The 22,885-nt window shown below is 73.8% G+C and carries 21 protein-coding genes; 8 read left to right on the top strand and 13 right to left on the bottom strand.

What is annotated here, in order from left to right:
- The first annotated feature begins 11 nt into the window (after positions 1–11).
- On the top strand, positions 12–185 hold the full coding sequence (locus tag ACZ3IG_RS06445; protein WP_467429588.1) for a CsbD family protein: 174 nt from the start codon (positions 12–14) through the stop codon (positions 183–185).
- Between the two features lie 135 nt (positions 186–320).
- On the opposite strand, the gene ACZ3IG_RS06440 is transcribed toward ACZ3IG_RS06445, so the two are convergent.
- Together ACZ3IG_RS06440 and ACZ3IG_RS06435 are read right to left on the bottom strand one after the other, a co-directional pair.
- Positions 321–3,020: a SpoIIE family protein phosphatase gene (locus tag ACZ3IG_RS06440; protein ID WP_467429587.1), complete on the bottom strand. Its 2,700-nt coding sequence runs from the start codon at positions 3,018–3,020 to the stop codon at positions 321–323.
- Between the two features lie 477 nt (positions 3,021–3,497).
- Positions 3,498–4,715: a glycoside hydrolase family 64 protein gene (locus ACZ3IG_RS06435; protein WP_467429585.1), complete on the bottom strand. Its 1,218-nt coding sequence runs from the start codon at positions 4,713–4,715 to the stop codon at positions 3,498–3,500.
- 440 nt (positions 4,716–5,155) lie between these two features.
- Between ACZ3IG_RS06435 and ACZ3IG_RS06430 the strand changes: the two genes are divergently transcribed.
- Positions 5,156–5,506 carry an ATP-binding protein gene (locus tag ACZ3IG_RS06430; protein WP_467429583.1) on the top strand — a complete coding sequence of 117 codons (351 nt, stop codon included), beginning with the start codon at positions 5,156–5,158 and terminating at the stop codon, positions 5,504–5,506.
- Positions 5,507–5,523: 17 nt separating this feature from the next.
- Here the strand turns inward: ACZ3IG_RS06430 and ACZ3IG_RS06425 are convergent, their stop codons facing one another.
- Positions 5,524–5,889: an STAS domain-containing protein gene (locus tag ACZ3IG_RS06425; protein ID WP_467429582.1), complete on the bottom strand. Its 366-nt coding sequence runs from the start codon at positions 5,887–5,889 to the stop codon at positions 5,524–5,526.
- A 135-nt stretch (positions 5,890–6,024) separates the two neighbouring features.
- Between ACZ3IG_RS06425 and ACZ3IG_RS06420 the strand changes: the two genes are divergently transcribed.
- On the top strand, positions 6,025–6,318 hold the full coding sequence (locus ACZ3IG_RS06420) for a hypothetical protein (RefSeq protein WP_467429581.1): 294 nt from the start codon (positions 6,025–6,027) through the stop codon (positions 6,316–6,318).
- 166 nt (positions 6,319–6,484) lie between these two features.
- On the opposite strand, the gene ACZ3IG_RS06415 is transcribed toward ACZ3IG_RS06420, so the two are convergent.
- The 9 genes from ACZ3IG_RS06415 to ACZ3IG_RS06375 form a co-directional block, all read right to left on the bottom strand.
- Positions 6,485–8,749, bottom strand: coding sequence for a catalase (locus ACZ3IG_RS06415; protein ID WP_467429579.1), 2,265 nt, complete (start codon positions 8,747–8,749; stop codon positions 6,485–6,487).
- Positions 8,750–8,855: 106 nt separating this feature from the next.
- On the bottom strand, positions 8,856–9,113 hold the full coding sequence (locus tag ACZ3IG_RS06410; RefSeq protein WP_467429578.1) for a hypothetical protein: 258 nt from the start codon (positions 9,111–9,113) through the stop codon (positions 8,856–8,858).
- Positions 9,114–9,218: 105 nt separating this feature from the next.
- Positions 9,219–11,117 carry a DUF2264 domain-containing protein gene (locus ACZ3IG_RS06405; RefSeq protein ID WP_467429577.1) on the bottom strand — a complete coding sequence of 633 codons (1,899 nt, stop codon included), beginning with the start codon at positions 11,115–11,117 and terminating at the stop codon, positions 9,219–9,221.
- Entirely contained in the window at positions 11,114–12,094 is a 981-nt protein-coding gene (locus ACZ3IG_RS06400) for a hydroxyacid dehydrogenase (protein WP_467430526.1), read from the bottom strand. The genes ACZ3IG_RS06405 and ACZ3IG_RS06400 overlap by 4 nt, the downstream gene beginning before the upstream one ends.
- Before the next feature lie 47 nt (positions 12,095–12,141).
- The gene (locus ACZ3IG_RS06395; protein WP_467429576.1) at positions 12,142–13,008 is read right to left on the bottom strand and encodes a carbohydrate ABC transporter permease; all 867 of its coding nucleotides are present in this window, start codon (positions 13,006–13,008) and stop codon (positions 12,142–12,144) included.
- Positions 13,005–13,994, bottom strand: a complete 990-nt coding sequence (locus ACZ3IG_RS06390) for a carbohydrate ABC transporter permease (RefSeq protein ID WP_467429573.1) — start codon at positions 13,992–13,994, stop codon at positions 13,005–13,007. The genes ACZ3IG_RS06395 and ACZ3IG_RS06390 overlap by 4 nt, the downstream gene beginning before the upstream one ends.
- A gap of 25 nt (positions 13,995–14,019) precedes the next feature.
- Positions 14,020–15,315, bottom strand: coding sequence for an ABC transporter substrate-binding protein (locus ACZ3IG_RS06385; protein WP_467429572.1), 1,296 nt, complete (start codon positions 15,313–15,315; stop codon positions 14,020–14,022).
- Positions 15,316–15,440: 125 nt separating this feature from the next.
- Positions 15,441–16,532 (bottom strand): substrate-binding domain-containing protein, encoded by a 1,092-nt coding sequence (locus tag ACZ3IG_RS06380; protein WP_467429571.1) that lies wholly within the window; start codon positions 16,530–16,532, stop codon positions 15,441–15,443.
- Between the two features lie 182 nt (positions 16,533–16,714).
- Positions 16,715–17,368 carry a class I SAM-dependent methyltransferase gene (locus ACZ3IG_RS06375; RefSeq protein WP_467429569.1) on the bottom strand — a complete coding sequence of 218 codons (654 nt, stop codon included), beginning with the start codon at positions 17,366–17,368 and terminating at the stop codon, positions 16,715–16,717.
- A 344-nt stretch (positions 17,369–17,712) separates the two neighbouring features.
- On the opposite strand from ACZ3IG_RS06375, the gene ACZ3IG_RS06370 reads away from it, so the two are divergent.
- From ACZ3IG_RS06370 to ACZ3IG_RS06360, 3 genes are all read left to right on the top strand, one after another.
- Positions 17,713–18,003 (top strand): lytic polysaccharide monooxygenase, encoded by a 291-nt coding sequence (locus tag ACZ3IG_RS06370; protein ID WP_467430524.1) that lies wholly within the window; start codon positions 17,713–17,715, stop codon positions 18,001–18,003.
- 39 nt (positions 18,004–18,042) lie between these two features.
- Positions 18,043–18,114 (top strand): hypothetical protein, encoded by a 72-nt coding sequence (locus tag ACZ3IG_RS06365; protein ID WP_467430522.1) that lies wholly within the window; start codon positions 18,043–18,045, stop codon positions 18,112–18,114.
- Between the two features lie 91 nt (positions 18,115–18,205).
- Positions 18,206–19,867, top strand: coding sequence for a hypothetical protein (locus ACZ3IG_RS06360; protein WP_467429568.1), 1,662 nt, complete (start codon positions 18,206–18,208; stop codon positions 19,865–19,867).
- Between the two features lie 30 nt (positions 19,868–19,897).
- Here ACZ3IG_RS06360 and ACZ3IG_RS06355 read toward each other — a convergent pair whose 3' ends face one another.
- Positions 19,898–21,199 carry a phytase gene (locus ACZ3IG_RS06355; protein WP_467429567.1) on the bottom strand — a complete coding sequence of 434 codons (1,302 nt, stop codon included), beginning with the start codon at positions 21,197–21,199 and terminating at the stop codon, positions 19,898–19,900.
- Positions 21,200–21,384: 185 nt separating this feature from the next.
- Between ACZ3IG_RS06355 and ACZ3IG_RS06350 the strand changes: the two genes are divergently transcribed.
- A complete protein-coding gene (locus ACZ3IG_RS06350; protein WP_215167261.1) occupies positions 21,385–21,768 on the top strand; it encodes a BlaI/MecI/CopY family transcriptional regulator in 384 nt (127 codons plus the stop codon).
- Positions 21,769–21,774: 6 nt separating this feature from the next.
- Positions 21,775–22,701 (top strand): M56 family metallopeptidase, encoded by a 927-nt coding sequence (locus tag ACZ3IG_RS06345; protein ID WP_467429565.1) that lies wholly within the window; start codon positions 21,775–21,777, stop codon positions 22,699–22,701.
- The last annotated feature ends 184 nt before the right edge of the window (positions 22,702–22,885 follow it).

Below are 22,885 nucleotides of genomic sequence, written 5' to 3'. Positions count from 1 at the left end.
TGAGAACGACCGTGGCAGGCACCGAGAAGTCCAAGGCCAGGACGGAACAGACCAAGGGCAAGGCCAAGGAGGCGGTGGGCCGCGCCGTCGGCGACGAGAGGCTGACGGCCGAGGGCCGCGCTGATCAGACGAAGGGCGACGCCCGCCAGGCCAAGGAGAAGGCCAAGGACGCCTTCCGTCACTGACCCGCCGCGCGCCCGGTGCTCCGTACGGGTGCGCCCCGCCGCCGGCGACCGAGCCCCGACGCCCGCACGGGCGCCGGGGCTTTCTCCTTGAAGACACGGCGCAGAGGCCACGGCGCAGAGGTCACGGCGCAGAAGTCACGGCACCGGCTGTTCCGCCCAGATGACCTTGCCCGAGGGGGTGTAACGGGTGCCCCAGCGTTCGGCGAGCTGGGCGACGAGGAACAGTCCGCGTCCGCCCTCGTCGGTCATGGCCGCGTACCGCAGGTGCGGTGCGGTGCTGGTGCTGTCGGACACCTCGCAGATCAGGCTGCGGTCGTACAGCACCCGGACACGGATCGGCTCCGCCCCGTGCCGGATCGCGTTGGTCACCAGTTCGCTGAGGATCAGCTCGGTGGTGAACGCCAGCTCCTCCAGCCCCCACTCGGACAGCCGCCGCGTCACCTCGCCCCGGATCTCGCCGACGGCGACCGGGTCGGCGGGCACCGGCCACTGGGCGACCCGGTCCGGGCCGAGCGCCCGGGTACGGGCGACGAGCAGGGCGATGTCGTCGCCGGGCCGGTCCGGCAGCCGGGCGTCGAGCACGGCCCGGCAGGTCTCCTCGGACGACGGCCCGGCCGCCGCCAGAGCGCCCCGCAGCTCGTCCAGCCCGACGTCGATGTCCTGCTCCCGGTCCTCGATCAGCCCGTCGGTGTAGAGCACCAGCCGGCTGCCCTCGGCCGGCCGCAGCTCCGCCGCCTCGAAGGGCAGCCCGCCCAGCCCGAGCGGCGGACCCGCCGGTACGTCCACGATCTCCACCCGGCCGTCGGGGTGGACCAGGGCCGGCGGCGGATGGCCGGCCCTGGCGACCGTACAGCCGCGCGAGACCGGGTCGTAGATCGCGTACAGGCAGGTCGCGCCGGTGACCGGGGCACTTTCTCCGGCCGCCTCCTCGTCCTGGTCGATGCGGGCGACCAGCTCGTCCAGCAGGGCGAGCAGTTCGTCGGGCGCCAGGTCCAGCGCGGAGAAGTTGTGCACCGCCGTCCGCAGCCGCCCCATCGTCGCCGCGGCGTGCAGTCCGTGGCCGACGACGTCGCCCACCACCAGCGCGACCCGCGCCCCGGACAGCGGCAGTACGTCGAACCAGTCACCGCCCACCCCGGCCTGCGCGGGCAGGTACCGATAGGCGATCTCCAGGGCGTTCTGCTCGGGCAGCGTGCGGGGCAGCAGGCTGCGCTGCAAGGTCACCGCCAGGCCGTGCTCGCGGGTGTAGCGGCGGGCGTTGTCGATGGAGACCGCGGCCCGCGCCACCAGTTCCTCGGCGAGCGCGAGGTCGTCCGCGTCGAACGGCTCCGGCCGCCCGGCACGCCAGAAGGTGACCACCCCGAGCGTCAGGGCGCCCGCCCGCAGCGGAACGGCGACCAGCGAGTGGACGCCGTGCTCCAGCAGCCGCGCCGCGCGCTCCCGGTCCTGCGCCTGCCAGCCCTGGGACCGGCTCAGGTCCGGTTCGAGGACGGCGCGGCCGGTGCGCAGGGCCGCAGCCTGTGGTGTGGAGCCGACGAAGTCGATCTGCCGGCCAGGCGGGAAGAGCGCGGTGTCCGTCGCGAGCCCGCCGACCGCGGTCCGCCGCAGCCCACGCCCCGGCTCCGGCGGGCCCCCGGTGAGCACGGCGTCGGACAGGTCCACGGTGGTGAAGTCCGCGAACCGCGGCACCGTCAGCCGGGCCAGCTCCTCGGCGGTGCGGGTGACGTCCAGGCTGGTGCCGATGCCCACGCCGGCGTCGTAGAGCAGGTCCAGGCGTTCCCGGGTGGTCTCGGCCCGGCCGGACAGGGCACGCAGCTCGGTGGAGTCGCGCAGCGTGGCGACGCTGCCGGGCGGACCGCCGCGGATGTCCGTGGGGCGCTGGTTGACCGCCAGCAGCAGCTCCCCGACCCGGTGCACCTCGTCCGTGGCGACCCGGCCGGAGGCCAGCAGCTGTGCCGTGCCGGGGTCGAGGCCGAGGTCGAGCACCCGGCGTCCCTCGGCGTCGGCGGGCAGGTCGAGCAGGCGGTGCGCCTCGTCGTTGGCGAGCAGCAGGGTGCCCTCGCCGCCGACGATCAGCACCCCTTCCCGGACGGAGTGCAGCACCGCGTCGTGGTGCTCGTACATCCGGGCCAGCTCGTCCGGTCCCAGGCCGTGGGTCTGGCGCAGCAGCCGCCTGCTGACCAGCGCCGTGCCGGCCGTGGCCAGCACCAGCGCCGCCGCGGCGGCGCCCAGCAGCAGCGGCAGCTGGCGGTGGACGGCACCGCCCAGACGGTCGGTGGTGATGCCGGCCGACACCAGCCCCACGACGGTGCCGTCGGAGGTCTCGACGGGGACCACGGCCTGGGTCAGCGGGCCGAGGGTGCCCTCGATCTCCTCGGTCACGGTGCGTCCGGCCAGGGCGGGCCCGAGGGTACCGACGAACTCGCGGCCGATGCGGTCCGGTTTCGGATGGGTGTAGCGGATCCCGTCGGTGTTCATCACGACGACGAAGTCCACGCCCGCCGCCTCGCGGGCGGCCTCGGCCCTCGGCTGCAGCGCCGCCGTGGGGTCGGGGGCGCGCAGCGCCTGGACGATCCCGGGGGAGTTGGCGAAGGCCCCGGCCACCGCGACCGAGCGGTTGCGGGCCTCCGTGCTGGTGTCGTTGCGGGCCTGGAGCACCAGCGCGACCACCGAGGCCAGCACGAGGAGCAGCACCACGACCACTTGCAGGACGAACACCTGCCCGGCCAGGCTGCGCCGGGACAGCGCGGACCGCAGCCCCGGGGCCGGTGCGCGCCGGAGCCGGCCGGGACTGCGGGTGGGCCGGGCTTCCGATCCGCCCGGGAGTCGGACCATATGTCCATGTCTACCCTGCGGGGCCGGATGGGGCGACAGGCGCACCCCGCGGCGGCCTGCCGACGGCGCGCGCCGCGGCCGGTACGCGGTCGCCCCGTGGGCAGGCGCCGGTACGCCCGTCCGGGTGGTGTGCCCGGGCGATGACATCGTTCCGAATGTTTCGATCGCCGCATCCCCAGGTAACGGGTTGGCGGCGTGTCACCGGCCTCCGGAAATACGAGTCGTGACGGCCGTTGACCCGGATGTGGGGCATCCGTGGCCTCTCTCGCGACATTCGAAAATCAGACCGTAAGTTTCGAGCCGTTCATATCTTCATTCACCGAAAAGGGATGTCGTGTATCCGACACGCGTACGGAGAGCCGTGACGGCCGGGCTCGTCGCCGCCACGGCCCTGGTGGCCGCCGCGCACACCGCCGAAGCCGCCGAAAGCGACCGGAAACCCGGGGCGCACCGTCCGGTACGCCCCGGGGGAACGGATCAGCTGAACGGGTCCAGCGTCAGGAACGCCTTGGCCGGGCTGCCGTCGTGCACGAGCGACTCGTGGTTGCCGACGTCGTCGAAGGCGAAGGCGTACGCCTTGCCGTCCGCCATCTGGGCGTGGACCGCGCGGGCGTAGTGGTTGGTCACCGCGTCCTGGTAGAAGCCGGCCGCGGAGGTGTCCGGCTGGTTCGGGTTGGTCAGCAGCGTGGACCGGTTGAAGCCCGCGCACAGGGTGCGGGAGATCGGGCCGCGCACCTGGTCGTTGGGGGCGTCCAGCAGCCGGTGGCAGCCGAAGACACTGTTCGCGTCGGGCTTCTGGAAGCTGGTGACGACGGCGCCCGAGCTGTTGGTGAAGTTCATGACACCACCCGTGACCCGCCCGTAGTACTTCACGGCCGGCTGGTCCGTGAACGGGGTGACCGTCAGCGTCGAGGTGGCGTACTTCTGCCAGACGCGGTTGATGTAGTCGTCCATCACCGAGGCGGGCAGGGCACCGGTCTCCACGCCGTACAGCGGGGACAGCGCCCGCAGCACGGTGCCGTCGGACCGCGTCTGGATCAGTCCGGCCCAGCCGCCGGACCGCGCCCGCAGCGCGTCGAAGAACCCGTTATAGCCACCGGACTTGAGGTGTCCCGTGGTCACCGTCGTGCCGTCGGCGCGCTGCACGCCGACCGCGTACGGTGCCGAGAACATGTCGACCTGGGTGCTGTTGATCCACAGCCCGGAGTCGTTGAGCGTGTACTCCGACCAGTTGAAGAGGATGTCGCGGTTCGGATCGCTCGGGTTCTGCACGGCGGGCTGCACCAGCCCGCCGGTGGCCAGCTGGAACACCAGCTTCTGGCCGTACGAGAAGTAGATCCGTCCGGAGAACTTGGGGATCTGGATGGTCGTGGACTGCCCGGGACCCGGTCCGGCGATCGAGGCGTCGGGGGCCGGGACGGGCGGGGCGCCGCCCGCGGGCCACGCGTGGAAGGCGCCGCTCGCGTCGGCCCAGCCCTGCCGTCCCGTCGACAGCTCGGTGCCGAGGTTGTAGACGTAGAGCGGCCCGGAGCGGCCGGAGTTGTTGGTGATCTGGAGGGGGATCGTCGCGGGGACCGCGGCGTCGGCGGGGGTGGCGGTACCGGTCGCGAGGAGGGCGCCCGCCACGGTGGTGGCCAGGGCGGCCGCCGTCGCGGCGATCCGGTGCCGGAGTCGTCTGTGGAGTCCTTCGAACATGCGCAACCTCCGTACGGGCCCTGAGGACAGGGCCGCGGAGACATGGGGGGAGGGGGGAACGTATTGGTCCGGACCTGCTGAGAGCGCTCTCAGAGTGCCGGTGGGGTGTGCGCATGTCAACAGTGTGGGCTGGTCCGCGTGTACGGGCTGCTCCTGATACGTACCGGGACAGGAACGCGGAGCAGCCCGCGCCGCCCTTCTGCCCGCGGTCCGCGGCGGCACACCTCGGCGGTGTCCGGAGATCCGCGGAACGGGCGCGAGTTACGGCAAGCGAATCGCAAGTGCCGGTTGGCTGCGTATCGTGAGGTGCCGCGGACTTCGGCTTCCGCTACTCGGCCCCGGACCGGACGGTGAGGCTCTGTATGACTCCGGCGCGCAGACCCGATGCCGCGGGTTCGTCCGTCCTGTCCACGGTGGTGGACTTCAGGGGCGGATCGGCGATGATCCCCGCCTCCCGGGACATCGTCCAGGGGTTCGTCGGACGGCTCGCCGAGGCGGGGGTGGCGGCGTCCGCCGAGTTCCTGGACGCGGCGCGCCTGGTCGCCAGCGAGCTGGTCACCAATGCCCTGAGGCACGCGCCGGGGCCGTGCCGGCTGGTGCTGACCCTGGTGGAGGAGCAGGTGGAGATCGCGGTGTCGGACACCGGGGAGGGCTTCCCCACGTTCCTGCCCCGCGACCCGCTGCGGGTCGGGCAGCACGGACTGGAGATCGTGACACGGCTGTGCGACGAGGTGATCACCAGGCCGCACGCCCAGGGGAAGACCGTGTACGCGCGTCTTCCCCTGTCGTGAGCGCCGCCCGCCCGCCGTCAGTCGGCGAGCGCCTGCTCGACCGTCGGATAGCAGGCGATCAGGATGTCCACCCCGACGAGCTGGAGCACCCGCCGGACGGCCTGCCGAGGGGCGGCCAGCCGCAGCCAGCCGCCGCCGGCCTCCGCCGCCTGGTGCGCCGCTATGAACACGTTGATGCCGCTGGAGTCCATGAAGGCCACGTCCGCCAGGTCGACCACCGTGCCCCGGACGCCCTCCAGGCCCGACAGCAGTACGTCGCGCAGCTGGGCGCTGCCGTCGAGATCCACTTCGCCCGCGAGGGTGACGACACAGACGGCGTCGTCCGTGGTGGTACGGGTGATCAGCAGCCGCTCAGGCACCGCCGCTCCCTCGGTGTCCGACACGCTTCCTCACTTCTCGTGCAGGTCCGGCCATGGTTGGTGACCATGATGTTAAGGGTCCGGGGGCCCTTGGTGGGCAACTTGTGGAGGACCGGTTCGACGCGCGCGGAAGCCCTGCCGTGACTAGGGTCTTTTCCTGTGGCGTACACATTCGACGAACTCGTGCACAAGCGGCGTGCGGCGGACCTGGCGCAGAGCCGGGTCGAACAGCTGCGTGACGCGTACGGGCCGCCCACCCAGCAGCAGTGGACCCCGCGGCAGTCCAGTACCTACGAGACCGCCGTCCGGGCCTGGCGCGACCTCGACCGCGACTGGCGCACCGCGCTCGCCGAGTACGTCAGGCGGCACGGGCAGACGCCCCGTGAGGTGGAGGCGGAAGTGGGCCGGGCCCTGCGGCCGGACAGCGGTGACGGGGCGGCCCCGCCCGGCTAGGGCCCCGCCTTCCGGCGCGGACCCCCAGGAGAGAACAGGGCGGCACCGTCCGTCAGCCCGACCGAGGGCGGCGCCGCGCCCGGTACTGCCCGGAGCACGGCGGGCCCTGTACGGAGACCCGTACCGGACCCGCCGTGCCCGCCGGACGGCACCCGCCGCCGGTGCTTCAGACCTGTGTGGTGAAGCGTTCCCACACCCGGTGGCTGCCCAGGAGCCCGGTCACCTGCTCCAGGGCCGAGGTGCCGGTGGCGGCCAGGACCACGCCCGGCGCGTCGGTGGGCACCCCGGACGCCTCCAGCGCGGCCTCGCCGCCCGCCCAGACGCCGATCGCCTTGCCGTGCCGGAACGCCTCCGACAGCAGCAGCGCCACCCGCGGATCGGTGACGGCCGGACCCGCGGGCGCCGGGTCGGACTTGGCGTCCCGCGCGGTGTACGCGTCGCTGCCGACGCCCGGCACCCCGGCCAGCAGTACGGCGTCGAACTCCACGGACCGCGCCGTCACGAAGGTGCGCTGGACGGTCAGCGCGCCGTCGCCGAGCGTGCCGCCGGTGGGCGCGACGACCAGCGGGACCATGCCCGCGCCCAGCACCGCCTCCCGTACGGCCGCGACCCCGTCCAGGTCGTCGCCGCCGGTCACGATGCCGATCACCCGCCCCTCGGTGGGCCAGGTCCGCCCGATCTGGGAGAGGGCCGGGCTGGGCTCGACGTCGGCCAGCGGCACCGTCGGTGCCGGCGCCGGCAGCCCGAGCCCCGTGGCGACCTGCTCGCACAGCTCGGGGTCGATGTTGGCCAGCACCTGGAGGGTGCGCTCCCGGACCGACTGCTCGTAGCACTTGCCCAGTTCGAAGGTGTAGGCGCCGACGATGTGCTCCTTCTCCACCGGGCTCATGCTCAGCCAGAACCGGCGGGGCTGGCTGAAGTGGTCCGCGAACGACTCGGGCGCCTCGCGCACCTTCCGGCCCTCCGGCACCCGCACCGGCGCCTCGACGAACGCACCGGCGTCCGCGCCGGCCGTGAACGGGCAGCCCCCGTCCAGGGAGTTGGGCCGGTAGGGCGCGACGCCCCGGTGGACCGCCGTCTGGTGCATGCCGTCCCGCAGCATGTCGTTGACCGGCGCGTGCGGCCGGTTGATCGGCAGCTGCGGGAAGTTGGGACCGCCGAGCCGGGTGATCTGCGTGTCCAGGTACGAGAACAGCCGGCCCGCCAGCAGCGGGTCGTCGGTGACGTCGATGCCGGGGACGAGGTGGCCGACGTGGAAGGCGACCTGCTCGGTCTCGGCGAAGAAGTTGGACGGGTTGCGGTCCAGGGTCAGCAGCCCGACCGGCTGCACCGGAGCCAGTTCCTCGGGCACCAGGTTGGTCGGGTCCAGCAGGTCGATGCCCTCGAAGGTCTGCTCCGGGGTGTCGGGGAACGTCTGGATGCCCAGCTCCCACTGCGGGTAGGCGCCCGCCTCGATGGCGTCGGCCAGGTCCCGGCGGTGGAAGTCCGGGTCGACGCCGTTGATGAGCTGAGCCTCGTCCCACACCAGGGAGTGCACGCCCAGCTTCGGCTTCCAGTGGAACTTCACCAGCGTCGTCTCACCCGCGGCGTTCACCAGCCGGAAGGTGTGGACGCCGAAGCCCTCCATCATCCGGTAGGAGCGCGGGATGCCCCGGTCGCCCATGAAGAAGATGGTGTGGTGGGTCGCCTCGGTGTGCAGCGAGACGAAGTCCCAGAACGTGTCGTGCGCGCTCTGCGCCTGCGGGATCTCCCGGTCCGGGTGCGGTTTCGCGGCGTGCACCACGTCCGGGAACTTGATGGCGTCCTGGATGAAGAAGACCGGGATGTTGTTGCCGACCAGGTCGAAGACACCCTCGCTGGTGTAGAACTTCGTCGCGAAGCCCCGGGTGTCCCGCACGGTGTCGGAGGAGCCGCGCGAGCCCACCACCGTGGAGAACCGCGTGAACACCGGCGTCTCCACGTCCGGCGCGAGGAACGCCGCCTTGGTGACGTTCGCCGCGGTGCCGTAGCTGCGGAAGGTGCCGTGCGCGCCCGCGCCCCGGGCGTGGACCACGCGCTCCGGGATGCGCTCGTGGTCGAAGTGCATGACCTTCTCGCGCAGATGGTGGTCCTGGAGCAGCACCGGCCCGCGCGGACCGGCCTTGAGCGAGTGATCGGTGTCGTACAGCCGCGTGCCCTGCGCGTTCGTCAGGTACGCCCCGGACTGCGCGTTGCGCGCCTGGTCGGCGCCGGTCGGCTGCCCGGTGGGCGACACGGTGTCCGGGCCGCTCTGGTCGGCCTTGGGCGGCAACGGCTCACGCGGCTCGGTGGGTTCGCCGACGGCCGGCGACCGGGGGCCCGGCTTGCCGGGGACGCCGTCCTCCGGTCCGTCGCCCCGCAGGGCGTCGCTGACCTTGCCCGCCACCCGCTTGAGAGGGTTCGCCTCGCTCATACGTCTCATTCCTCCGATGTCGGCCGACGGCCGGCCGGTCGTTTGTCGTCACGGCCGGGGGCCACGAGTCCCCCGGCCGCGCGGCGGGTACCCACGGGCGCCGGGATCAGCGCGCCGGTTCGGCGGCGAGCGGGGAGAAGGGGCGGGGGACGAGCGTCTCACCGTCGTGGACGCCGCCCTGGCACTGCCGGACGAACCCGCCCTGGCCGTCCCACTGCACGAGGAGCGACCCGCCGCCTTCGAGGCACTCGACGGCGGTGACGTCACCGGGCACGCGCGGCGGCGCGGCGGCGTCCGCCTGCGGAACGGGGAAGGCGAGGGCGACGGCCAGCGCCGCGACCAACGCGCAGGACGACTTGTGCATGGCAGCTCCCGGCTCCGGTGACCCGTGCCGTACCAGCCTCACGGCCCTGGGCGCGCGCCGCGACCGGACACGGGCGGGCGGGGGACACCCGCCCGCCCGGGCGGCTCAGCCCGCCTCGTGCGTCACCCGGACCGGATCGAAGGAGACCCTGGTGCGCCCGCCGCCGTCGGCCCAGGCCAGCTCGACGCCCCTCGTGCCGTCCGCCGTGAACTCCGTGACGGCCTCCCCGAGCGGCCCCGGCCCCGGCGCGGCGGTGAGGGCGGCCAGACACACGTGCAGGGACGTGCCGCCCGCCGGGCCGGCGAGGCGGGGCACCCGCGCCCAGCGGACGTACGCGGTGCCCTGCGGGGCGCGCAGCGGCTCGGGCGCCGGGGCGAAGCCGTGCAGCGCGTGCAGGGACGAGACGAGGGGCTCGTCGGGGCCGGTGGCCCACCCGGTCTGGGTGACCCGCGCCCCGGCGGGCGCCCCGGCCACCCGGTGCACCCGCAGCTCGTACGCGCCGAGCACGACGGTCACGCTGTCCACCCGCAGCCCCGGCAGCATCGGGGGCCCGCTCCTGAAGACCGGGCGGTGCCGGGACGCCGCCCAGCCCCAGCCGTCGCCGTGCCCGGCGCCGAGCGGCTCGACGCGGCGCCGCACGCTCGGCCGGCCGGCCACCTCCACCGACAGGTGGTTGTCGGCGACGTTCCCGGGCGCCGTTGGCCCGGTCCGGGTCGAGTACGCCTGGCGCCCGTAGTGCGGGTCGTCCTCGGCGGCCGACTCGCCCTCGTGCGGCCGGACATGGTCACTGCCGTGGTTGTGCAGCCGTACGATCCCGTCCGCGCGGGTCGCCTGCACCAGCAGACCGGGGGAGGGGAGCGCCAGTACCCGGTCGGACACCTCCGCCGGGGCCGGTTCCTCCGTCGCCGTCCACAGCGGATGGTCCGCCGGCGCCAGCAGCGACACGAACGCCTTCGACGCCCAGTAGGGGGAGGCGGGACCGGAGTACGACTGGAGGACGGCCTCGTGCGGGCCGTGCCAGCCCAGGCTCAGCAGCCCGTCCTCGGTCAGCGCCCCGCGCTCCAGGAAGTACCGCAGGCTGCCGCTGGCCAGCCGCCGGGAGACGCCCGGCGCCAGCGGCGTGTGCCCGGTCAGCGCGCCGAGCCCGACGGCCGCCGACGCGGCGAAGCGGTACGTCAGCGACCGGCCGAAGTGCAGCGGCGCCCCGTCCCCGCCGAACAGCAGACAGAAGCCGTCGAGGTGGGCGCGGAGCCGCTCCCCGTACCGCGCGGCGGCCTCGGGGTCGTCGCCGAGGTGGGCGTCGAGCACCGGGTACAGGTGCAGCGCCCAGCCGTTGTAGTGGTCGAAGGCGCGGCCGTCGCCGTCGGCGTACCAGCCCTCGCCCCGGTACCACCCCTCCAGCAGCTCCAGCGCCCGGTGCCGGGCCGCCGCCGTCTCGGCGTCACCGCGGCCGACCGACTCCAGGAAACCGGCGACCGTGTACGGGAAGAGGTACCAGTTGTTGGGCGCGGGGGTGTGCCGCAGCGCCCCGCGCAGCCACTCCTCCGCCCGGTCCTGGACGTCCGCGTCGAGGTGCTTCCACAGCCAGGGCGCGGTCAGCCGCAGGCCGAGGGCGACCGAGGCCGACTCGACCATGGGCTGGCCCTGCACGTCGTGGTCGAGGATCAGCGGCCAGGACTCGGTGTCGTCGCGGCCGGGGGCGCGGGTGCCCGAGGCGAGGCCCCAGGCGTAGCGCTCCAGCCAGCCGTGCGGGTCGTCGCCGCCGGCGCCCGCCACCCGGAACGCGGCGGCCAGGAACGTACGGGCGTAGCCCTCCAGGCCGTCCGAGCGCACCCCCGAGCGGGACGGCCGGCCCGGCAGGTCGAGCAGGGCGCCGCCCGGGGTGGCCCAGCGCCACGCGGCGGCCAGCAGCCCGTCGGCCACCGCCTCCCAGTGGGCCCGGGTGTACCCGGTGTACGGGCTGGACGCGCGGTCCTCGGCGGGGAGTTCGAACGGGATGTTCATGCCAGGAAGGCCAGCCTTTCGCGTCGTACGGGGTGGAGGAAGCCCTCGCCACGGGCCCAGCGGGCGGTCTCGGCGAGGGCCAGGTCGGCCAGCCGCCGCCACTCGTTGCCGACGGAACCGGCGAGGTGCGGGGTGATCAGCGCGTTCTCGCAGTCCCACAGCGGGTGGTCGGGCGGCAGGGGCTCGGGGTCGGTCACGTCAAGGACGGCCCGGACGCGGCCCGCCCGGACGGCGTCGGTCAGCGCGTCCTGGTCGACGACCGGGCCGCGCGAGGTGTTGATGAGCACCGCGTCGTCGGGCATCGCCCCGATCAGGTCCCGGCTCACCAGCCCGCGGGTCTCGGGCAGCAGCGGGGTGTGCACGCTGACGGTGTCGCAGCGCGCGAACAGCTCGTCCAGCTCGACACGCTCCACGCCCAGTTCGGCCGCGTCGGCGTCGGACACGTACGGGTCGTGCAGCAGCACTTCGAGGTCGTGCGGGCGCAGCAGTTCGATGACGCGGCGGCCGATCAGGGAGGCCGAGAGGATGCCGACGGTGCGACGGTGGTTGCCGACGGTGCGCGGGGTGCGCAGCCAGTCGTCGCGCCGGCGGGCCGCCCGGTAGGCGCGGGCCTGTTCCAGCGCCCGCTTGCCGGTGAGCAGGATCATGCCGAGGGTGTACTCGGCCACCGGCACGGCGTTGGCCGCGGCGGCCGAGGACACCTCGACGCCGTGCTCCCAGCAGGCGTCGGTGACGTGCCCGCGGACGCTGCCCGCCGTGTGCACCACCGCCCGCAGCCGGGGCGCCGCCCGCAGCACCTGCGCGTCCAGCGGCGGGCAGCCCCAGCCGGTGACCAGCAGCTCGACGCCGGCCAGCACCTCCCTCGCCCGCGGGGTGGACAGGTCGTCCAGGACCGGGAACGGGGCGAGGTCGCAGAGCCCGCGCAGCGCGGCGCGCGACTCCGGATCGAGGACGGCCTCGGCGGCGGCCGGGGACATGGCCACGGCCGCGCGGGGCCGGAATCCGGGACCAGGGACGTGCGGACTCACTTGACGGCTCCGGCGGTCAGTCCGCTGCGCCAGAAACGCTGGAGCAGCACGAAGGCGAGGACGAGGGGGACGACGGCGAGCAGCGACCCCATGATCACCACGGGGTAGTACTCCGGCGAGACCGAGGCGGAACTGTTCCATTGGTACAGGCCGAGGCTGACGGGATACAGGTCCTGGTCCGACAGCATCACCATGGGCAGGAAGAAGTTGTTCCAGATCGCCGTGAGCTGGAACAGGAAGACGGTGACCAGCCCGGGGCCGAGCATCCGCAGCGCCACCCGGGCGTATGCGGTCAGCTCGCCCGCGCCGTCCACCCGGGCCGCCTCCAGCACCTCGTCGGGGACGTAGCCCCGGCTGAAGATCCGGCCGAGGTAGACCCCGAACGGGTTGAACAGCACGGGGACGAACACCGCCCAGAAGGTGTTCACCAGGCCCGCCTCGGAGGCCATCAGGTACAGCGGCAGCGCGAGCACCGTCTGCGGCACCATGACCGCCGCCAGGACCAGGCCGAACAGCTTCTCCTTGTGCCGGAAGCGGTACTTGTCGAAGGCGTAGCCGCAGGCCACGCTCAGCAGCGCGCCGACGGCGGCGCCCAGCACCGCGTACAGCAGGCTGTTGAGGTACCAGCGGCCGTACAGCCCGCCGTCCATGGCGAACAGGTCCTTGAGGTTCTGGACGACGGAGAAGTCGGCGAAGGAGAGCAGGTCGCTGCTGAACAGCGCGTCCCGGGTCTTGGTGGAGGCCAGCAGCAGCCACAGCACCGGCAGCAGCGTGTAGAGGACGGAGACCGCGACGACCACGTTGACGGTGAGGCGGCCCAGCAGGTTCGGGCGCGGCAGGGTGTTGCCGCCGACGGCGCTCATCGGGCCTCCTCGGTGGTGTCGGCGCGGCCGGTGAAGCGGGTGACGCCGTAGGACAGGGCGATGGTGCAGGCCAGCAGGACCACGGAGGCGGCCGCCGCCAGGCTGTAGTTGTTGCGGTTGAAGGCCGCGTCGTAGATGTACATGCTCGGTGAGAAGCGAGAGTTGATCATCGGGGAGGACTGGCTGAGCAGCATCGGCTCGGTGAAGAGCTGGAGCGCCCAGATCAGGGTGAAGATGGCCACCATCACGATGGAGGCGCGCACCAGCGGGGTCTTGACCTGGAGGGCGGTGCGCACCGGCCCGGCGCCGTCGACGACCGACGCCTCGATCACCTCGCGGGGCACGGCCTGCAGGGCGGCGTAGAAGACCACCATGTTGTAGCCGAGGTTGCTCCACAGGGCGATGTTCACGATCGACGGGATCACGGTGTGCACGCCGAGGAAGTCGACGGTGATGTCGGCGCGTGCGAACAGGTCGATGACCGGGCTGATGCCGGGGGTGTAGAGGTACAGCCAGATCAGCGCCGCGATGATGCCGGGCACGGCGTGCGGCAGGAACAGGCCGAGCTGGGCGAAGGCGCGCAGCCGGGCCGTGCCGGAGTCGAGGAGCAGGGCGAGGACGAGCGCGCCGGCGACCATCAGCGGGATGTAGATCAGGCAGTACAGCGCGACCGTGCCGAGCCCGCCGAGGAAGGTCGGGTCGGTCAGGACGGCCGCGTAGGAGCGCAGGCCGACGAAGACGGTGCGTTCGGGGCCGAAGCCGAGGCCGGGCTGGTCGTCGCTGTAGAAGCTGAGGTAGACGGCGGTGCCGACCGGGATCAGGAAGACGGTCAGCAGCAGCGCGAAGAACGGCGTCATGAGCACGCCGCAGGCGGCCAGCCGACGGCGCTCGGCCGCCCTGCGGGCGCGCAAACCGGCGGCGGAGGGGGACGGGGCGGCCGGGCGGGGGGTGCCGGCCGGCACCCGTTCGTGGGTGGTCGCGGTCATGGGGTGTCACCTGCCTTTCGGCGGCTCAGGTGCTGTGCTGGGTGGTGGCCAGGCCCAGGGCCTTGAGGTCGGGCATGGTGCCCTCCTGCGCGGTGCGCAGCGACTGGACGAGGCTGCCCTGACCGCCGCTCACCCGGGCGAAGGAGTCCTGCATGACCTTCTGGGTGGCGGTCATCCGCGGGCCCCACAGCCACTGTTCGCCGATCTTCTCGGCCTCCTGCTCGAACAGGGCGTAGATGTCCTGCCCGCCGTAGTACGAGCGGTCGAACGCCTCCCGGCCGACGGGGACCAGGTCGGGCGCGGCCGGGTACTGGCTGCTGGTGCCGCTGGAGAGGCGGGCCCGCAGCGCGTCCGGGTGGGAGACCTGCCAGGCGATGAACTCCATCGCGGCCTCGGGATGCCGGCTGTCCTTGGTGACGGCGAAGGTGGAACCGCCGTGGGTGCCGACGGCGGGGCGGGCGGTGTCCCACTGCGGCAGCGGGGCGATCCGCCACTGCCCCTTCTGCCCCGGCCGCGCGTTCATCTGCGCCCCGGCGTCCCAGGCCCCGCTGAGCCGGGTGAGGACCAGGCCGTTGCCGATCTGCGCGTCGGACTGCCTGCTCTCGACGGCGTTCATGAACACGTCGTCGGCGTCGATGAGCCGCTGCCAGTAGTCGGCGACCCGCCGGGACGGGGCGTCGGCGAGGGAGACGTTCCACGCGCCGCGCGAGGTGTCGAACCACTGTGCGCCGGCCTGCCAGACGTAGGCGGCCATCTGGGTCATGCCGTCGGTCGGGAACAGCACCAGCCGCCGGCCGGCCGCCGCGCGCCGCACGGTGCGCGCCTGCTCGGCGAACTCGTCCCAGGTGCGGGCGGGCGAGAGCCCGTAGCGGTCGAACAGGTCGGCGCGGTAGTGCATCACCATCGGCTCTATGTCCAGCGGCACGCTGAACACCCGGCCCTCGAAGGTGGTCAGCCCGAGCGCCTGCGGCAGCAGCTTGCGGCGCAGCCGGTCGTCGACCAGGCCGGTGATGTCGCGGGCGACGCCGTCGATGGCGTACCCCGGAACCTGCGGATACTCGATGGTGGCGACGTCGGGGGCGTTGCCGGCCCGGGCGGCGTTGCTGAGCTTGGCGTAGCCGCCCTGCCCGCCGGAGGGGATCTGCTGGAAATCGACCTGGATGCGGTCGTGGGTGCGGTTGAACGCGTCGACCACCTCCTGGCTGCCGCGCAGCGCGGACCAGAAGGTGATGCGCGTGGTACTGCTCGTGCCGCTCGACCGGCTGCCGCCACTGCCTCCGCTGCAGGCGCCCACGGATCGACGACTGTGTCGACCGGGCATGGCGCCTCCCGCGGCTCCTGCGTGCCGTCGTCCGGCGGCACGACTCTTCGGGGACACGGGAATCCTGGACGCCCTGACTCAAACGGTCAATAGATCGATCAGAGGAAACTCAAACGATCAAACGCTCACTCAGTGGACGCCGGCCCCCGGGTCGAGCCGCGCACCGTCAGCCGGGGCAGCAGTTCCACCCGCCGCGCCGACCGCTCCGGCTCGTCGCGCAGCCGGTTGAGCAGCAGCTCCGCGGCGACCCGCCCGACCTCCGCCTTGGGCGGCGACACGGCCGTCAGCGGCGGGGTGCCGAGGCCGGCCACCACGTCGTCGTACGCCACCACCGAGCAGTCCCCGGGCACCCGCACCCCCTCCTGGGCCAGCCGCTGGACGATCATCAGGGTGTCCTCGTCGCCGTGCCCCACCAGCGCGGTGGCCCCCACCCGGCGCAGCAGCGCGGGCACGTCGGCCGTCTCGTCCGCCGCGTACGGCCCCTCCTGCCCGGCCCCCGGAGCGCTCAGCGCCCACGCCCACTGCTCGACCAGGGGGTGGTCGCGGGCTATCCCGCAGAAGGCGGCCCGCAGCGTGCGCGCGGTCGGACTGTCGTCCCGCGTCGCGAACACGATGTGCCGGTGGCCGAGCCCCACCAGGTGCTCCACGGCCAGGTGCGCGCCGTACCAGTGGTCGGAGCAGACCGAGTCCAGCGCGTGCGGCGCGCTGCCCGGCCGGGGGCGCCGCTCCATGAGCACCGTCGGCACGTCCAGCGCGGCGAGCCAGCCGTGGTCGGCCTCCTCGTCGGCCAGGCGGAGCCAGCGGGGCGCGAGCAGCAGTCCCCGGGCGCCGTCCGCGAGCGCGCGCTCCACCAGCGGCCGCTCGGCGCCCGCGCTCCGGGGCGCGATGTGCAGGGTGAAGGGCACGCCGGCCTTCTCCAGGACCGTCCGGGCGCCGTGCAGGACCTCCGTCAGGTACGCGTGCCGCTCCGGCACCACCAGGGCGACCCGGTCCCCGTCCCGCGCGTCCGCGGCGGGCGGCTCCGCGGCGGGCGCCGTCGAGCGCACCACTCCGTGGCCGCGCCGCAGTCTGCCCTCCCGGGTCAGCTCCTCCACGTCCCGGCGCACCGTCACCACCGAGACCTGCAGTTCCTCGGCGAGGTCGCGCACCCGCGCGGTGCCGCGCGCCCGGACCGCCGCCAGGATCCGCTGACGCCTGGAATCGACCGGTTCCCGCACCTGGGCCTCCCCACCCACCCGAGTCTCACCCGAGAATGTTCGTTTGAGCGTTTCGGGTCATCATAGCGATCGTCCGAAGCGCGTGGCGGGGCTCGTCGGGGTCAGAGGTGATCATGCGGGAAGGGCCTCTCGCCTCTCCGGAAGCGGGAGCCGGGAGCCGTCGGCGCCGACCGTGCCGTGCCTCAGCCGGCCGGGCGGATGTCCGCGCGTCGGCAGTGCAGGAAGAGCTGCGGTTCCGGGACGGCGTCCGGGTGCGCGGGCGTGAACAGCACTTCCTCCCAGCTCAGGACCTCCAGACCGGCCCCCTCCACCACGGTCGCCAGGTCCGCCGCGGCGAAGCTGGTCACCCGTACGGGCTGCCCCATGAAGACGCCCTCGACGGCCTCCACGTCCAGCGGCACGGTGGCCAGGACCAGGTGCCCGCCCGGCTTCAGGGCCCGCGTCAGCCGCCGGACCACGTCCGCCTGCTCGGCCCGGTCCATCTGGAGCAGCGCGAAGTACACGCAGACCGCGTCGAAGGAGCCGTCGTCGAGCGGCAGCTCGCGGATGTCGGCGCACCGGAAGGCGGCGGCGGGCACCTGCCGGGCCGCCAGCTCGACCATGACGGGCGAGACGTCCACCCCCAGCACCTCATGGCCCGCCCGCACCAGCGTCTCGGCCGTCGGCCGCCCCGTCCCGCTGCCCACGTCCAGCACCCGGCTGCCGGGCGCGAGCCGGCCGAGCAGCCACTCCAGCGACCGCCGGTGCGCCTCGGAACCGGCGAACGCCTGCTCGTAGGCGGCGCCCAGTGCGTCGAACACGGCGGCGGCCCGCGCCCGCCGCTGCTCGTCGGTCACATTCGTCTCCTTCGCCGGCCGGTCCCGGCATCGTTCCACCGGGGCGAGGGGCCGACAAGTCGGGCCGAAGGACCTCGGCCGCACGGTCACTGGGCCGAGCGCCGCACTCCATGTGGGAGCGCTCCTGGCGCGCAGGGTGCGCCCTGTGCGCTCCCGCGCGCCCACCTCCATCGGTCCCCCCGGAAGAAGGAGGCCCATGCCTTGGCATGAGCCCGACATGAACACCATGTCGCGGACCGGGCGGCGTCGCGTCCCGACGCTCGCCCTGATCCCCTGGAGCGGCACCGCCCGCCGTCGCACACGGCTCCGTCGCCGACCCGGCCTCCCGCAACTACGGCTGCCGGCTGCGCTGGGGCAGCGACTTCCAGAACCCCGCCGTGGCCCAGCAGGACCCCATGTGCCGGCAGGCGTGGCGGGCCGACCCCGACGCCACGTGGAACTGGAACGGCCTGTACCGCAACGGCTCCGCCGGGAACTTCCAGGCGGCCGTCCCGGACGGACAGCTGTGCAGCGGCGGCCGGACCGAGGGCGGCCGGTACAACGCCTCGGACGCGGTGGGCGCCTGGAAGACCACGGACATCGCGACCGGCGACTTCACCGTCCACCGGGAAGTATGCCCCTGCCAACACCTGTGACATCCGGTCAGCACCTCGGGCCTGAGCGGCCGGCACGTCGTGTACACGGTCTGGCAGACGTCGCCCTTGGACCAGACGTACTTCCTGTGCAGTGACGTGACCTTCACCTGAGCGCCGGTGCCCGGCGGGCGGACCGTACACGATGCGGCGCAATGTGCCGGAAGGCCACGGTCCCGCCCGTGCCGTGCGCTATACGTCCAGCATGGACGACTACTACGACCTGGGAACCCACGGCCGGCCCGTGACGACGACGTCACCCGAGGCCCAGACCTGGTTCGACCGGGGCCTGGTGTGGACGTACGCCTTCCACCACGAGGAGGCGGTCGCCTGCTTCGAGGCCGCCGCGGCGGCCGACCCGGACTGCGCCATGGCGCACTGGGGCGTCGCCTACGCGCTCGGGCCCAACTACAACAAGCCCTGGGAGGCGTTCGACGACCGGGAACTGGCGCTGACGGTGGAGCGGACCCACGCCGCCGTGGAGCGCGCCCACGCGAAGGCCGGTGCGGCCACCCCCGTCGAGCAGGCGCTGATCGGCGCCCTGCGCGCCCGCTACCCGCGGGCCGAGGCCGTCGAGGACTGCGCGGTGTGGAACCCGCCGTACGCCGACGCCATGCGCGCCGTCCACGAACTCGCCCCCGACGACCTGGACGTCGCCGCCCTCCGCGCCGACGCGCTGATGAACCTGACGCCGTGGCGGTTGTGGGACCTGCGCACCGGCCGCCCGGCCGAGGGGGCCCGCACCCTGGAGGCCAAGGCGGTCCTCGACCGCGCCCTCGCCACGGAGGCCGGCCGCGACCACCCGGGCGTCGTGCACCTCTACGTCCACCTGATGGAGATGTCCCCCACCCCCGAGGCGGCCCTGAGCGTCGCCGACCGGCTGCGCCACCTGGTCCCCGACGCCGGGCACCTGCTGCACATGCCCTCGCACCTGGAGGTCCTGTGCGGCGACTACCGGCGCGTGGTCTCGGACAACACCGCGGCGATCGCCGCCGACGAGAAGTACCGGGCCCGGGCCGGATCGATGAACTTCTACACCCTCTACCGGTCGCACGACTACCACTTCAAGATCTACGGCGCGATGTTCCTCGGCCGCTCCCAGGACGCGCTGGAGACCGTGGACCGCCTGGAGGCGTCCATTCCGGAGGAGCTGCTGCGGGTGGAGAGCCCGCCGATGGCCGACTGGCTGGAGGGCTTCCTCGCCCTGCGCGCGCACGTACTGATCCGGTTCGGCCGCTGGGCGGACATCCTCGCCCTGCCGCTGCCCGCCGACCCGCAGCTGTACTGCGTGACGACCGCGATGCTGCGCTACGCGCGCGGGGTGGCCCTCTCCGCCACCGGCCGCGTCCCCGAGGCCGAACGTGAACGCGGACTGTTCCGGGAGGCCGCCGCGCGCGTCCCCGCCTCCCGCACCCTGTTCAACAACACCTGCGCCGACCTCCTCGCCATCGCCTCCGCGATGCTCGACGGCGAACTGGAGTACCGCAAGGGCGACCACGACGCCGCCTTCGCGGCCCTCCGGCGCTCCGTCGAGCTGGACGACGGCCTCCCGTACGACGAGCCGTGGGGCTGGATGCAGCCCACCCGGCACGCGTACGGCGCCCTGCTCCTGGAACAGGGGCGGGTGGCGGAGGCCGAGGCGGTGTACCGGGCCGACCTGGGCCTGGACGACACCCTGCCGCGCGCCCTCCAGCACCCCGGCAACGTCTGGGCGCTGCACGGGCTGCACGAGTGCCTGGTGCGGCTCGGCAAGGACGGCGAGGCCCGGATCGTGGCCCAGCAGCTGCGGACGGCGACCGCGCTGGCGGACGTGCCGGTCGAGGCGTCCTGCCTGTGCCGCCTCGACCGGCGCTCCTGCTGCGCCTGACGCCACCTGTCACGCGCCCGAAGCCGTCCGTCAGTCGTCGAGGGCGTCCTTCACGTCCCCGAGGTCGACGAACTTGAAGTTGGTGACGGCCGTCTCGCCGTCCCCGGGGGCGTCATGGCCGTCCTGCACCACGAGCAGCCCGTCCGGGTAGCGCGACCCGAGCGGCTGGTCGAGCACCGCCGCCCCGTCGCACTCCTCGGAGCCGTCCAGCGCGGCCGAGGCCGCGGTGACCCGGAAGCCGCCCTCGTACTCGTTGCCGTCACCGGTCTCGCGGTCGTACGCGGCGAAGGAGTCGTCGCCCTGGCTGGAGGCGAACAGGTAGCCGTCGCCGTCGTCCTCCTGGAGCAGCGTCAGCCCCTCGACGTCGGCGGAGATCCGGGTGCCGCCGAATCCGGGGTCGGCGCCCGCGACGCACTCCTCGGTGCTCTCGTCGTAGGTGCCCGGCACCCCGTACTCGCGCACCCTGTCCAGCAGCCGGGGCGTGCCGGTGAGGTCGGCGCGCAGCCGCCAGATGCCGACGTCCTCCTGACCGGCGTACAGCACGCCGTCGGCCGGGTCGACGACCATGCCCTCGACCTGGGGGAGTTCGTCCGGTTCCGCGCACGGGGACCAGGAGGTGCCGTCGGGCAGGCGGAAGGAGGACGGCAGGTCGAGGGTGCGCACCTCGCGGTAGCCGACGGTGCCGGAGGCGGTGGGGGTCAGCTCCAGCAGGGCGAGGGTGGTGCGCTCGCGGCGGCTGACCAGGGCGTAGGAGCGGCCGGTCGAGCGGTCGGTCCAGGTGGCCAGGCCGTACGCCGTGCGCTCCTCGTTGATCTCCGCTTGGTCGGCGGAGAACACCGGCGCGGCGGCCGGGTCGGTGACGTCCGTCAGCGGACCGGCGGGGGAGGAGGGGTCGACGCGGTAGATCCGCAGGCGGTCGTTGCCGCGGTCGGTGGTGACCGCGAGGTCGGCGCGGCCGGTGCCCAGCCGCACGCCGTGCACCAGGTCCACGTTGTTGAAGCGGCCGGGCGCGTCCTCGGGCGTCGGACCGGCCGGCGCCGCGATCGACTGCACCAGCCGCGCGTCGAGGTCGTAGACCCGCAGCCCGCCCTCCTTGGCCGTGGCGACGACCAGACTGCGGTCCGGGTCGGCCGCGTTCCGCCAGATCGCGGGGTCGTCCGCGTCGGCGTTGCCGCCGGCCTCGTCGTCGCTCAGCGGAGCCGTCTCGGCGCGGGGGTGTACGGTCGGCAGGGCCGCGGCCTGACCGTGCCGTGCGACGGCCGGGCCGGCCGGAAGGATGACGGCGGCCGCGGTCAGGACGGAGACGGCCAGCCGTCCGAAGGGGTGCCTCACCAGTACTCCTCGTAGGTCGGAGACATGACAACACGGTACGTTCTGTGATCTTGGTGGCGCAGGGGGTCGGCCGGACGTTCTCCCGGTGACGGGACGATGTCCGGAGGGGGAACGGACCGCGTCCCGTCGCGGCGTCTATACGATGGCGCCTCGGGAAACGGACGGCGGCGGAAGGGAGACGGACCGTGGCGGATCACCCGCGTCCCCGCAGGGGGCAGGGCGAACTGGAGGCGCTGGTGCTGTCGGCGCTGGCCGAGGCGGACGGCCCGGCGACGGCCGGCTGGGTGCAGGAGCGCCTGGGCGGCGGCCTCGCCTACACGACCGTCATCACCATCCTGACCCGGCTCCTGGACAAGGGCGCGGTCACCCGGGAACGGGCCGGCCGCTCCTTCGCCTGGACCCCCGCGGCGGACCAGGCGGGCCTGGCCGCCCGCAAGATGCGCAAGGTCCTGGACGGGGAGAGCGACCGCGAGGCCGTCCTGGCCAGCTTCGTCACCGGCCTCGACCCCGACGACGAGCGGCTGCTGCGCGACCTGCTGGGGCAGTCCCGCGACGAAGGGGAAGACTGACGCCTCATGGGGCTCTTCGTCTTTCTCCCGCTGGTCCTGCCGCTGACGGCATGGCCGGTCGCCCGCCTGGCCGAACAGCATCTCCACCCCCGGACCGCGACCCGGCTGCTGACCGCCGTGGCCGCGGTGATGGCGCTGTGCAGCACGGTCTGCCTGGGGCTGGTGATGGTGGTCGGCACCGCCCAGCTCCCCGGCAACCCGCTGCCCGACGGCTGGTCCGACCCGGAGGTGCGGGCCGCCGTCCCCTTCGACGAGGTGGCCGGCAAGGCCGCCATCCCCGCGCTCTGCGCCGTCGTCGTGACCTGCGCACGGGCGCTGTGGCGGCACGGCCGGGTGCGCCACCGCGCCCACGAGGCGCTGGCCGGACTCCCCGGCACCTCGGTGGCCGTCCTGCCGGACGACGTTCCCTACGCCTACGCGCTGCCCGGCGGCCGGCGCGACCGGGTCGTCGTCACCACCGCCCTGCTGGAGCGGCTCGAACCCGCCGAGCGCCGGGCCCTGTTCGCCCACGAACGGGCCCACCTGGCCGGCCGGCACCACCGCTTTCTGCTCGCCGTCCGGCTCGCCGCGCTGGCCAACCCGTTCCTCAGGCCGCTGCGCACGGCGGTGGCGTACACCGCCGAGCGGTGGGCCGACGAGGAGGCCGCCCGGGTCACCGGCAGCCGCCGGGCGGTGGCCACCGCCATCGGCAAGGCGGCCCTCGTCTCCCGCGGCACCCCGGTCGCCACCCTGGCCGGCCTCGCCGCGCCGGGCCCGGTGCCGCGCCGGGTGGCGGCCCTCCTCGGGCCCGCCCCGGTGGCACGCCGCCGCCCGTCGGTCTTCACCTCGGTGGGCCTGGCGGCGTGGGCCGCGGCGGCGGGCACCGCCGCGTCGGTGATGTCGTCCGCGAACGCGACGGTGACGATGTTCTTGATCTTTCGGGCGGCCTTCTGACGCGGGCGGACGTCCGCCGCAGGTAGGGCGCGGCTCCCCGACGGCCGAGGCCGGGGCGCGGGTGACATCCCGAGGGTCAGCGGCCATGGTCGGGGCGCGGGTGGCGTCCCGAGGGTCAGCGGCCATGGTCGGGGCGCGGGTGGCGTCCCGAGGGTCAGCGGCCATGGCCGGGGCGCGGGTGGCG

Source organism: Streptomyces sp. NPDC016677 (genome assembly GCF_055562815.1).
Note: the sequence above shows the minus strand (reverse complement) of the source record. Positions and strands in the feature narration are given on the sequence as shown.

What these genes read in the sequence shown, in the direction of transcription:
- ACZ3IG_RS06440 (WP_467429587.1), bottom strand. Translation starts at nt 3,020, where the DNA reads ATGGTCCGACTCCCGGGCGGATCGGAAGCCCGGCCCACCCGCAGTCCC.
- ACZ3IG_RS06435 (WP_467429585.1), bottom strand. Translation starts at nt 4,715, where the DNA reads ATGTTCGAAGGACTCCACAGACGACTCCGGCACCGGATCGCCGCGACG.
- ACZ3IG_RS06430 (WP_467429583.1), top strand. Translation starts at nt 5,156, where the DNA reads ATGATCCCCGCCTCCCGGGACATCGTCCAGGGGTTCGTCGGACGGCTC.
- ACZ3IG_RS06415 (WP_467429579.1), bottom strand. Translation starts at nt 8,749, where the DNA reads ATGAGCGAGGCGAACCCTCTCAAGCGGGTGGCGGGCAAGGTCAGCGAC.
- ACZ3IG_RS06410 (WP_467429578.1), bottom strand. Translation starts at nt 9,113, where the DNA reads ATGCACAAGTCGTCCTGCGCGTTGGTCGCGGCGCTGGCCGTCGCCCTC.
- ACZ3IG_RS06405 (WP_467429577.1), bottom strand. Translation starts at nt 11,117, where the DNA reads ATGAACATCCCGTTCGAACTCCCCGCCGAGGACCGCGCGTCCAGCCCG.
- ACZ3IG_RS06400 (WP_467430526.1), bottom strand. Translation starts at nt 12,094, where the DNA reads ATGTCCCCGGCCGCCGCCGAGGCCGTCCTCGATCCGGAGTCGCGCGCC.
- ACZ3IG_RS06395 (WP_467429576.1), bottom strand. Translation starts at nt 13,008, where the DNA reads ATGAGCGCCGTCGGCGGCAACACCCTGCCGCGCCCGAACCTGCTGGGC.
- ACZ3IG_RS06390 (WP_467429573.1), bottom strand. Translation starts at nt 13,994, where the DNA reads ATGACCGCGACCACCCACGAACGGGTGCCGGCCGGCACCCCCCGCCCG.
- ACZ3IG_RS06385 (WP_467429572.1), bottom strand. Translation starts at nt 15,315, where the DNA reads ATGCCCGGTCGACACAGTCGTCGATCCGTGGGCGCCTGCAGCGGAGGC.
- ACZ3IG_RS06360 (WP_467429568.1), top strand. Translation starts at nt 18,206, where the DNA reads ATGGACGACTACTACGACCTGGGAACCCACGGCCGGCCCGTGACGACG.
- ACZ3IG_RS06345 (WP_467429565.1), top strand. Translation starts at nt 21,775, where the DNA reads ATGGGGCTCTTCGTCTTTCTCCCGCTGGTCCTGCCGCTGACGGCATGG.